The following is an 11,661-nucleotide window of genomic DNA, read 5'->3' on the forward strand; positions in this document are numbered from 1 at the left end:
GCCTTCGCCGTGTCCTTCACTGCATGGACATGGACAAACGGCCTCCCGCCGACGGTGGCGACGGGTGCCTGGTGGGCGTCATCAGGATCCCCGTGAAGATCGTCGCCGTACTCGTCGTACTGCCCGTACGAGTGGTCTGGGAACTGCTGGCCGCCTTCGGCCGCGCCGCGCACCGGCACGTGCTCGGGCCGCTGTACGTCCATGTCCTGGCGCCGCTGTTGCGTGCGCTGGGATGGCTGCTCGCCACCCTGCTCAAGCTGGTCTTCGTCTGGCCGTGGGTCGGGCTGTGGCGGTACGTGCTCGCCCCGGTCGGCCAGGGGCTGGCGTGGCTGTGCCGCGGCGTGTACGACCACCTGCTCGCGCCGGCCGGGCGGATCCTGGTCACGTACGTGCTGCGGCCGCTCTGGGCGGCGCTCGCCTGGCTCGGCCGGGGTGGCATGCGCTACCTGCTCGCGCCCCTCGCCAAGGGCGTCACGTGGATCGTGTGGGCCCTCGGCATGACGCTGTTCGTCTGGCCGTGGGCCGCGCTGTGGCGCTGGGTGCTCGCGCCCGTCGGCCGCGGGATCGCATGGCTGGCCGTGGCGGTGTACCGGTACGTGCTCACTCCGGTCGGGCACGGCCTCGTACGGCTGACGGCCGCCGCGTTCCGGTACCTGCTGCGGCCCGTCGGGCTGGGCCTGGCGTGGCTGGCCGTCGGCCTGTACCGGTACGTGCTCGCGCCCGCCGGGCGGGTCCTCCTCTGGGCCTGGCGGGTGGCCGGGCGGATCGTCGGCGCCCTGTGGCGCGGCGTCAAGTGGGTCGGCTGGGTACTCGTCGGCTGGCCCGCCTCCCGGGTGTACCGGTACGTGCTGACGCCCGTCGGCCACGCCGTCCGCGAGGTCTGGCGCACGGGCCGCGCCGCGGTCCGGGAGGCACGGGCCGCTGTGCGACAGGCACTGTTCGGTACTCCTCCCGTGGAACCGGCGAGGTCACGGGCGCGTACTCTGGGTAGTACGACAGCCGCCGACGCGGCACCCGCTGACGAGATCTCCTTGCCCCGACGGCAGGGGTGAGCCGGAGCGGGTCGACAGACCTCAGGGCGACGCGCGAGCCGCGGAGCCCCGCACAAGGAGAAGAACCACTGGGCAAGCGACAGCCCGAAGGCCCGCCTCCCGCACCGGTGGTGCAGCGCATCCGACTGCGCTACACCAAGCGCGGCCGCCTCCGGTTCACCAGCCACCGTGACTTCCAGCGCGCCTTCGAGCGGGCCCTGCGCCGCGCCGAGGTGCCGATGGCGTACTCCGCCGGCTTCACCCCGCACCCGCGCGTCTCGTACGCGAACGCCGCCCCGACCGGGACCGGCAGCGAGGCCGAGTACCTGGAGATCGCCCTCGCCGAGCCCCGCGACCCCGAGAAGCTGCGTGAGCTCCTCGACGAGTCGATGCCTACCGGGCTCGACATCATCGACGCCGTCGAGGCCCGCACCTCGGGTCTCGCCGACCGGCTGACCGCCTCCGTGTGGGAGCTGCGCCTGGACGGCGTGGAGCTCGCCGAGGCCGAGCGTGCCGTGGCGGCCTTCCTCGCCGCGGAGAACGTGGAGGTGCAGCGCCGGACCAAGAACGGAATGCGGACCTTCGACACGCGTGGCGCGGTCGTCAGTCTGGAAGCCCTTCCCGCCCCGGCTGATAGGCCGCTGGACAATGCCTGTGCGATACTGCGGCTGGTTGTTCGGCATCTGACACCTGCCGTGCGACCCGACGACGTCCTGTCCGGTCTCCGAGCTGTGGCCGACCTGGCGCCGCCGGTCCCCTCAGCGGTGACCAGGCTGGCGCAGGGGCTCTTCGACGAGGAGTCCGGCACGGTGACCGACCCGCTCGCGCCCGACCGCGAGGCTGACACGGCCGCTCCACCCACGGCCGCCGTAGCAGCCGACGCGAAGGCGCCGGAAGGTCCCGCCGCGTAAGGAACGCCGTCGTCGCGCAGCCCTGGCACTCGGGAGCCACCTGGGTCGGGCCGCGCACTGACCTGAAGACTTCCGCCAGGCCGTACGGACAACACGTACGGAACCGGCGGCCATGGACTACAGCTCCCGTGTGGCGAACGCGCCCCGGAGGCCGGCTCCGCGCTCATTACGCGGAGCCGCGCCGGACCGGAAGTCAGCCGCGGCGCCCGGGAGCGTGACGGGAGAACCGCCCGCAATGCTCAACAACGAAAACGACACCACCCCTGCTGGTAGCGCCGACAGCGGCAGCCCCAGCGACAACCTGCCGCCGCGCCGTCGCCGCCGTGCCGCTTCCCGGCCCGCGGGCCCGCCCGGTGGCGCCGTCGCCGAGACGGCTCCGGTGACCGAGGCCGCTCCGGCCGCCCCCGCCGAAGAGGCCGCTCCGGCCGCCGCCCCCGCTCGTCCCCGCCGCCGCGCGACCCGCGCCGTGGCCGCCCCGGCGACTCCGGCCGCGGAGGCCGTCGTCGTCGACGCCCCGGCCGCCGAGCCGGTCGCCGCCCCTGTTGCCGCCGCCGTCGCCGAGGAGCCCGCCGCTCCCGCTCCGCGTGCCCGTCGCCGTGCCACCCGCGCCGTGACCGCCCCGGCCGCCGAGGCCGCTGCCGCCGCCGAGGCTGCCGCGCCCGTGGTCGAGGAGGAGGCTCCGGCCGCTCCGGCTCCGCGTGCCCGTCGTCGTGCGACCCGCGCCGTCGCGGCCCCGGCCGCAGAGGCCGTCGAGGCCGCCGCTGTGGTCGAGGCTCCTGCTGCCGCCGCCGAGGCTGCCGCGCCCGTGGTCGAGGAGGAGGCTCCGGCCGCTCCGGCTCCGCGTGCCCGTCGTCGTGCGACCCGCGCCGTGGCCGCTCCGGCCGCAGAGGCCGTCGAGGCCGCCGCTGTGGTCGAGGCTCCTGCTGCCGCCGCCGAGGCTGCCGCGCCCGTGGTCGAGGAGGAGGCTCCGGCCGCTCCGGCTCCGCGTGCCCGTCGTCGTGCGACCCGTGCCGTCGCGGCCCCGGCCGCCGAGGCCGTCGCCGAGGCTCCCGCCGCGGAGCCCGCGCCCGTCGTGGAGGAGGCCCCCAGGGCCACCCGCGCCGTGACCGTCGCCGACGCCGTGGACTCGCCCAAGCGCGGCGGCCGCCGCCGCGCCACCCGCTCCTCCGCGCCGGCCGCCGCCCCGCAGCCCGTCGCCGAGAGCGCCGAGCCCGCCGCACCGGCCCGCGCCCGCCGCGCCGCGCGTCCCGCCGTGGCCGTCTTCCAGGCCCCGGTCTTCGCCGAGCCGATGTTCCAGACCCCCGAGACCGCGGCCATGGCCGCGGCGGCCGCTCGTGCCGCCGCCCCGGCCGAAGAGGTCGAGGAGGAGGAGACCGAGCTGGAGGCCGAGGTCACCGCGGCCCCCGTCGCGCAGCCCGCCGGCCGCCGCCGTCGCCGTGGGCGCGGCGCCGCCGAGTCCGCTCCGGTGGCCGAGCCCGCGCAGTCCGCGCCGGTCTCCCTTCCCGAGGTGCTCGCGGAGGAGGAGCCGGAGGCCGAGGCCGCCGAGCTGGACGAGGAGTCCGCCGAGTTCGAAGAGGGCGACGAGTCGGGCGAGCGCCCGTCGCGCCGCCGCCGTCGCGGTGGCCGTCGCCGCCGTCGCGGTGAGTCCGCCGACCTCGACGAGTCCGCCGAGGAAGAGGCCGAGGCCGCCGAGCAGGACGCCGCCGAGCAGGACGCCGAGGAGGAAGAGGACGAGGAGTCCGACGAGGCCCTCGGCTCCAGCTCCAGCCGCCGTCGCCGCCGTCGCCGTCGCCGCAGCGGCGAGGGCTCTGCCGAGGCCGCCGAAGCGGGTGACGAGGACGGTGTGCGTACCGTCGTCAAGGTCCGCGAGCCGCGCCCGGCGCGTGAGAAGGCCGAGTCCTCCGACGAGGTCCAGTCCATCAAGGGCTCGACCCGCCTGGAGGCGAAGAAGCAGCGCCGCCGTGAGGGCCGCGAGCAGGGCCGCCGCCGCGTGCCGATCATCACCGAGGCCGAGTTCCTGGCCCGCCGTGAGGCCGTCGAGCGTGTCATGGTCGTCCGCCAGGCCGGCGAGCGCACGCAGATCGGCGTCCTTGAGGACAACGTGCTCGTCGAGCACTACGTCAACAAGGAAGAGGCCACCTCGTACGTCGGCAACGTCTACCTGGGCAAGGTCCAGAACGTGCTGCCGTCGATGGAGGCCGCCTTCATCGACATCGGCAAGGGCCGCAACGCCGTCCTGTACGCCGGTGAGGTCAACTTCGAGGCGCTCGGCATGGCCAACGGGCCGCGCCGCATCGAGTCCGCCCTCAAGTCCGGCCAGTCGGTCCTGGTGCAGGTCACCAAGGACCCGATCGGCCACAAGGGCGCCCGCCTGACCAGCCAGGTCTCGCTCCCCGGCCGCTACCTGGTTTACGTGCCCGAGGGCTCGATGACCGGCATCAGCCGCAAGCTGCCCGACACCGAGCGCGCGCGTCTGAAGACCATCCTCAAGAAGATCGTCCCCGAGGACGCGGGCGTCATCGTGCGCACCGCCGCCGAGGGTGCGAGCGAGGACGAGCTGCGCCGCGACGTCGAGCGTCTGCAGGCCCAGTGGGAGGACATCCAGAAGAAGTCGAAGCAGATCTCGACCTCTTCGCCGAGCCTGCTGTACGGCGAGCCGGACATGACCGTCCGCGTCGTGCGCGACATCTTCAACGAGGACTTCTCGAAGGTCATCGTCAGCGGTGACGGCGCCTGGGAGACCATCCACGGCTACGTGAACCACGTGGCCCCGGACCTGGCCGACCGGCTGTCGCGCTGGACCTCCGAGGTCGACGTCTTCGCGACGTACCGGATCGACGAGCAGCTCGCCAAGGCGCTCGACCGCAAGGTGTGGCTGCCCTCGGGCGGCTCGCTTGTGATCGACAAGACCGAGGCGATGATCGTCATCGACGTCAACACCGGCAAGTTCACCGGTCAGGGCGGCAACCTCGAAGAGACCGTCACCAGGAACAACCTGGAGGCGGCCGAGGAGATCGTGCGCCAGCTGCGGCTGCGCGACCTGGGCGGCATCGTCGTCATCGACTTCATCGACATGGTCCTGGAGTCCAACCGCGACCTGGTCCTGCGGCGCATGCTGGAGTGCCTGGGCCGCGACCGTACGAAGCACCAGGTGGCCGAGGTCACCTCGCTGGGCCTGGTCCAGATGACCCGCAAGCGGGTGGGCCAGGGTCTGCTGGAGTCCTTCTCCGAGACCTGCGTCCACTGCAACGGGCGCGGTGTCATCGTCCACATGGAGACCCCGACCGTGATCGGCGGCGGTGGCAACGGCAAGCGCTCCAAGCGCCGCGGTGGCCGCGCCGAGTTCGACCAGCACGACCACGAGGTCGAGACGGTCGAGTCCGTCGACAACGGCGTCTTCGAGTCCGAGGCCGAGGTGGCCGCCGAGGCCGCCGCGCCGCGTGCCCTGCCCGAGCCGGAGTTCGTCGCGGACGAGGAGCTCTACAGCAGCCCGGCCGAGGCCGAGGCCGCCGCGGGCATCAGCGGTCGCCGCAACCGGCGCCGTGCCACCCGCAAGGCCACCGCTCCGGCGGGTGCCCCGCGCGGTGCGGTCGCTCCGGCGCAGGCCCCGGCCCCCGTGGCCGAGGTCGTCGCCGAGCCGGTGACCGAGCCGGCCGACACCGTCCTGGAGCCGGCCGCCGAGGTCGTCGCCGAAGCCGTGGAGGCCTCGGACGTCGTCGCGGAGGTCGTGGCCGAGGCCGTGACCGAGGACGCCGCGCCGAAGGGCCGTACCCGTCGCCGCGCGACCCGTAAGGCCACCGCCCCGGCGGGCGCCCCGGCCCCCGCGGCCGAGGTGGTCCCGGAGCCGGCGCCGGAGCCGGTCGTCGTGCCGGAGCCCGAGCCGGTCGTCGAGGCCGAGGCCGAGCCCGAGCCCGTGGCCGTCGCCGAGGTCGAGGAGGCGCCCGTCGTGGAGGCCGCTCCGGCCCGTCCGCGCCGCCGTGCCACCCGCAAGGCCACCGCACCCGCCGGTTCCCCGGCAGGCGCGGCCGAGGCCGCCGTGGTGGTCGTCGAGGCCCCTGCGGCCGAGGTCCCGGCAGCCGAGACCCCGGCCCCCGAGGCCGAGGAGGCCGCACCGGTCGCCGAGGAGGCCGCCCCGGCCAAGAAGGCCGCCCGGAAGGCCCCGGCCAAGAAGGCGACCGCGGCGAAGAAGGCTCCGGCCAAGAAGGCGGCGGCCGCCAAGAAGACCGTGGCCAAGAAGGCGGCCACGACCAAGAAGACCGCGGTGAAGCGGGCGACGAAGAAGACCGCGGCGGCGGAGCAGCAGACGCCTCCGTCCGTCTCGGCTCCGACCGAAGCCTGATCCACCGCTGAGTGACACAGCGGCCGTGGGCCCCGCCGAGCGGCGGGGCCCACGGCCGTAGGGGCCCGGTTTGACCCTCCGGAACCGGGCCCGTAACCTAGACCGTCGGCATGCTTGGACGATTGACGTCCGGTGTGTGCCGCGCTCCTGAGCACCTTCCTCACGTTCTGTACGCGCAAGCGTCGTTCGAGAGAGGCCGCTCGTCCAATCCGGATCGGTGCGGTTCCGCCTTCTTGGCGGGGCTTGCCTGAGCGGCTGGCTTCAGGAGCATCCGTCCCGAGTGAGAGAGAGATCCGCGTGTACGCCATCGTGCGCAGCGGTGGTCGCCAGCACAAGGTTGCTGTCGGCGACATCGTTGAGGTTGACAAGATTTCCACTGCCAAGGTTGGCGACACGGTCGAGCTCTCGACCCTGCTCGTTGTCGACGGCGAAGCCGTGACCAGCGACCCGTGGGTCCTGGCCGGTATCAAGGTCACGGCCGAGGTCGTGGACCACCACAAGGGCGCCAAGATCGACATCCTGCGCTACAAGAACAAGACCGGCTACCGCCGTCGCCAGGGTCACCGCCAGCAGTACACGGCGATCAAGGTCACCGGTATCCCCGCGGCTGCGAAGTAAGAGGGACTGAGACATGGCACACAAGAAGGGCGCATCGTCCACCCGGAACGGGCGCGACTCCAATGCCCAGCGGCTCGGCGTGAAGCGCTTCGGCGGTCAGGTCGTTTCCGCTGGTGAGATCCTCGTCCGCCAGCGCGGCACCCACTTCCACCCGGGCTCGGGTGTCGGTCGTGGTGGCGACGACACGCTGTTCGCGCTGCAGGCCGGTTCGGTCCAGTTCGGCACGCACCGTGGCCGCAAGGTCGTCAACATCGTTCCGGCCGCCTGATCCAGCTTCGGCTGATCGAGCGTTCGTAACTTCCCGAGGGCGGATCTCAGCTCTTCCCGGCGCAAGCCGGGAAGAGAGGTCCGCCCTCGGCGCGTTGTCATACAGACGACGTTTTAATGGGCAGGGGTAGTAATACGGCCTGCCCGGGACATTCCCGTATGTATCTGGAGGAACACCCATGACCACCTTCGTGGACCGCGTCGAGCTGCACGTCGCCGCGGGTAACGGGGGCCACGGCTGCGCCTCCGTTCACCGGGAGAAGTTCAAGCCGCTCGGCGGGCCCGACGGCGGCAACGGCGGCCGTGGCGGCGACGTCATCCTGGTGGTGGAGCAGGCGATCACCACCCTGCTGGACTACCACCACAGCCCCCACCGCAAGGCCACCAACGGCCAGCCGGGCGCCGGCGACAACCGCTCCGGCAAGGACGGCCAGGACCTGATCCTGCCCGTGCCGGACGGCACCGTCGTCCTCGACAAGGAGGGCAACGTCCTCGCCGACCTCGTCGGCCAGGGCACCACCTACGTCGCCGCCGAGGGCGGCCGCGGCGGTCTCGGCAACGCCGCGCTCTCCTCCGCCCGCCGCAAGGCGCCCGGCTTCGCGCTCCTCGGTGTCCCCGGCACGACCGGTGACATCGTCCTGGAGCTCAAGACCGTCGCCGACGTGGCGCTGGTCGGCTTCCCGAGCGCCGGCAAGTCCTCGCTGATCTCGGTGCTCTCCTCCGCCAAGCCGAAGATCGCGGACTACCCCTTCACCACCCTCGTCCCGAACCTGGGCGTCGTCACGGCCGGCTCGACGGTCTACACGATCGCCGACGTCCCGGGCCTGATCCCCGGCGCCAGCCAGGGCCGTGGCCTGGGCCTGGAGTTCCTGCGCCACGTCGAGCGCTGCTCGGTGCTGGTGCACGTCCTGGACACCGCCACGCTGGAGTCCGACCGCGACCCGATCGCCGACCTCGACCTCATCGAGGAGGAGCTCAAGCTCTACGGCGGCGGCCTGGAGAAGCGTCCGCGCCTCGTCGTCCTCAACAAGGTCGACATCCCGGACGGCCAAGTGCTCGCCGACATGGTCCGCCCGGACCTGGAGGCCCGCGGCTACAAGGTCTTCGAGGTCTCCGCGGTCGCCCGCACGGGTCTCAAGGAGCTCTCCTACTTCCTCGCCGAGGGCATCGCCAAGGCCCGCGCCCGCAAGCCGAAGGAGGAGGCGACCCGTATCGTCATCCGTCCGAAGGCCGTGGACGACGCCGGCTTCACCGTCACCTACGACGAGGCCGAGGACGTCTACCTGGTGCGCGGCGAGAAGCCCGAGCGCTGGGTCCGCCAGACCGACTTCAACAACGACGAGGCCGTCGGCTACCTCGCGGACCGGCTCAACCGCCTCGGTGTCGAGGACGCGCTCAAGAAGGCCGGCGCCCGCGCCGGTGACGGCGTGGCCATCGGCTCCGACGAGAACTCCGTCGTCTTCGACTGGGAGCCGACCATGATGGCCGGCGCCGAGATGCTGGGCCGCCGCGGCGAGGACCACCGCCTGGACGCTCCGCGCCCGGCCACCACGCGCCGCAAGGAGAAGGACGCCAAGCGCGGGGACGCGGCGCAGCAGGAGTACGACGAATTCAAGCCGTTCTGAGCCCCTCCCGAGGGACTTGTGCCCGGGAGGTTTGAAGGCGCCTTTACGTCGGTCGCCTAGGATCTTCCGGGTGAACAGCAGCAAGCTACCCACCGTTTCCGTCGTGGTCATCGCGTACAACGACGCCGGGCTCGTGGGCGAGGCCGTTTCCTCGGCCCTCGCCCAGGGCCCGGTGGTCTCCGAGGTCATCGCGGTGAACGACGCCTCGTCCGACGGCACCGCGCAGGTGCTGGACGAGCTGGCAGCCGTGCACCCCCGCCTCAAGGTCGTGCACCGGACGGAGAACAGCGGGGGGTGCGGCACCCCCCGCAACGACGGGATCGCGGCTGCTTCCGGCCGGTACGTCCTTTTCCTCGACAGCGACGACATCCTGCCGCCGGGTGCCGCGGACGCCCTGGTGCGCACCGCCGAGGAGCACCGCGCCCCGGTCACCGTCGGCGCCGCGGTCCGGCGCGAGCTGCCCCAGCACCACGACGTCCCGTGGATGCCCGGACTCCACACACCGGGCGAGGTGATCGAGCGGCCGGTGGACCGGCCCGACCTCGTCCGCGACACCCTCTGCGTCAACAAGCTGTACGAGCGCGCCTTCCTCCAGGAGCACGGCCTGCGCTTCCCCGACGGCCGGTTCATCTACGAGGACTTCGTCTTCACCGCCCGCGTGCTCGCCGCGGCCCCCCGCATCGCCGTCACCGGCGACCTCGTCTACGTCTGGCACGTGCGCCGCAGCGCCGCCCAGGTGTCGATCTCCCTGGACCGCAAGGACGTCGGGAACTGGCGCTCGCGCATCGAGGCCCACCGCACGGCCGCCGGGATCCTCGCGGACGCCTCCCCGCTCCTGGCCAGCGCCTGCCGGGTGAAGTTCCTGGAGTACGACCTGCGCATGTACCTGCGCGAGCTCGGCCGGGACCCCGAGTACCAGGCCGCCTGGTGGACCCTGACCCGCGCGTACGTGGACACCTTCCCCGAGGCGGACATCGAGTCGGCCGCGGCCCACGCCCGCTGGATCGTTTCCGTGCTGCGCGCCACCGCGACCCCGCCCGCCGACATCGAGCGGCTCACCCGGCTGGCCGCCGAACCGCCGCGGCTGCTGCCCCCGTACGCGACCGGTCCCACCGGAACTCCCGTGTGGAGCGAGGACCTCCCGGTCGAGCTGGCCGGCCTGCCCGGGCTGCCGGTCGGCGAGCTGCCCGTCACCGTCGACGCCGAACCGGCGGGCCGCGCCGCCGTCCGGATCCGCCTGCACGACCTGTACGGGCGCCTCGCCGAGGCCGGGCCGGTCACCGCCCAGCTGAGCTTCCTGCCCCGTGCGGGCGGCGAGGCGGTCCTCGCACAGCCGGTCGAGCTGCAGCCCGACGCCGGCGGGGGCTGGGTCGCCGTACTGCCGTTCCGCCTCGCCGACCTGGCCGTCACGGGCCGTCGCCAGGGGCTGCGCAGGATGCAGGCGTGGAACGTCGGGGTGGGCGTGCGCTGCGCCGACGGGAGCTCGGTGTTCACCTCCTTGCGCCCCCGGGGCCGACTCCTTCGCCGTCGGGCCCTGCCCAGCAGCCGGTACGGTGTGCTGCTGGCGCAGCCCTACCGGACGGGGGCCGGCGCCCTCGCGCTGCGCCTCGCGCCCGGCGCCGAGGGCGCTCTCTACCTCGTACGAAACCGCCTCCACCGGGCCCGGGCGGGCCGTGGGGCGGGCTGACGGCCAGGACGGCCCGGCCACAGGCCAGGCCACAGGCCTCGGAGACGGGCCCCGGAGACATGCCCGGAGGAAGGCCCACACCACTGTGCTCTTCACTTCGAAGTCGGACAGGACCAAGGAGATACACATGACGTTTCTGATCACCGGTGGCGCCGGATACATCGGCGCGCACGTCGTCCGCGCGATGCAGCTCGCGGGGGAGCAGGTCGTCGTCTTCGACGACCTCTCCACGGGCAACGAGGACCGCGTACCGGAGGGCGTCCCGCTGGTGGTCGGCTCCGTCCTCGACCGGCTGGCCCTGGAGGAGGTCATCCGCAAGCACAAGATCACCGGCGTGGTGCACCTCGCGGGCAAGAAGCAGGTCGGCGAGTCCGTCGAGAAGCCGATGTACTACTACCACGAGAACGTGCAGGGCCTCGCCGTCCTGCTGCAGGCCGTGGCCGACGCGGGCATCCGCAACTTCCTCTTCTCCTCCTCCGCCTCCGTCTACGGCATGCCCGACGTGGACCTGGTCACCGAGGACACCCCGTGCGCGCCGCTGAGCCCCTACGGCGAGACCAAGCTGGCCGGAGAGTGGCTGGTGCGCGCCGCGGGCAGGGCGCACGGCATCTCCACCGCCTGCCTGCGCTACTTCAACGTGGCGGGCGCCGCGACCCCCGAGCTCGCCGACACCGGCGTCTTCAACCTGGTCCCGATGGTCTTCGAGCGCTACGACGCCGGCCAGGGCGCCAAGATCTTCGGTGACGACTACCCGACCCCGGACGGCACCTGCATCCGCGACTACATCCACGTCGAGGACCTCGCGGAGGCCCACGTGGCGGCCGCCCGCAAGCTCGCCGAGTGGGCCGCGGCCGGCGACTACAAGGACCTCACCGTCAACATCGGGCGCGGCGAGGGCGTCTCCGTGGCCGAGATGGTCGAGCTCCTGAACAAGAACACCGGGCACGACATCGCCCCCGTGATCAGCCCGCGGCGTGCCGGCGACCCGGCGAAGGTCGTGGCCTCGGCCGACAAGATCACCGGGGAGCTGGGCTGGAAGGCCCGCCACGACGTCCGTGAGATGGTCGTCTCCGCCTGGGCGGGCTGGGAGGCCAACAAGGTGGCCCGCAAGGACGCCCACCGGGACGTCCACAAGGCCTGAGCGGCCGGACCGCAGCCACCACATGAGGCAGCCCGCCCCGGA

The 11,661-nt window shown here is 73.0% G+C and carries 8 protein-coding genes; all 8 read left to right on the forward strand.

The annotated features are described in order from the left end of the window. Positions 1-23: 23 nt before the first annotated feature. Positions 24-1,052, forward strand: coding sequence for a hypothetical protein (locus tag Sspor_RS27945; protein WP_202201581.1), 1,029 nt, complete (start codon positions 24-26; stop codon positions 1,050-1,052). 110 nt (positions 1,053-1,162) lie between these two features. Beyond that, positions 1,163-1,942, forward strand: coding sequence for a TIGR03936 family radical SAM-associated protein (locus Sspor_RS27950; RefSeq protein WP_202201582.1), 780 nt, complete (start codon positions 1,163-1,165; stop codon positions 1,940-1,942). 235 nt (positions 1,943-2,177) lie between these two features. Further along, positions 2,178-6,281 (forward strand): Rne/Rng family ribonuclease, encoded by a 4,104-nt coding sequence (locus tag Sspor_RS27955; RefSeq protein WP_202201583.1) that lies wholly within the window; start codon positions 2,178-2,180, stop codon positions 6,279-6,281. 297 nt (positions 6,282-6,578) lie between these two features. Next, complete coding sequence (rplU, locus tag Sspor_RS27960; RefSeq protein WP_030013082.1) at positions 6,579-6,899, forward strand: 50S ribosomal protein L21; 321 nt, start codon at positions 6,579-6,581, stop codon at positions 6,897-6,899. A 13-nt stretch (positions 6,900-6,912) separates the two neighbouring features. Beyond that, positions 6,913-7,167, forward strand: a complete 255-nt coding sequence (gene rpmA, locus Sspor_RS27965; RefSeq protein WP_030840805.1) for a 50S ribosomal protein L27 — start codon at positions 6,913-6,915, stop codon at positions 7,165-7,167. A gap of 178 nt (positions 7,168-7,345) precedes the next feature. After that, positions 7,346-8,791, forward strand: a complete 1,446-nt coding sequence (gene obgE / locus Sspor_RS27970; RefSeq protein WP_202201584.1) for a GTPase ObgE — start codon at positions 7,346-7,348, stop codon at positions 8,789-8,791. Positions 8,792-8,861: 70 nt separating this feature from the next. Next, positions 8,862-10,478: a glycosyltransferase family 2 protein gene (locus tag Sspor_RS27975; RefSeq protein ID WP_237404054.1), complete on the forward strand. Its 1,617-nt coding sequence runs from the start codon at positions 8,862-8,864 to the stop codon at positions 10,476-10,478. A gap of 127 nt (positions 10,479-10,605) precedes the next feature. Next, complete coding sequence (gene galE / locus Sspor_RS27980) at positions 10,606-11,619, forward strand: UDP-glucose 4-epimerase GalE (protein WP_202201585.1); 1,014 nt, start codon at positions 10,606-10,608, stop codon at positions 11,617-11,619. Positions 11,620-11,661: the final 42 nt, after the last annotated feature.

This window comes from Streptomyces spororaveus (genome assembly GCF_016755875.1).
GTDB classification, from domain to species: Bacteria; Actinomycetota; Actinomycetes; order Streptomycetales; family Streptomycetaceae; genus Streptomyces; species Streptomyces spororaveus.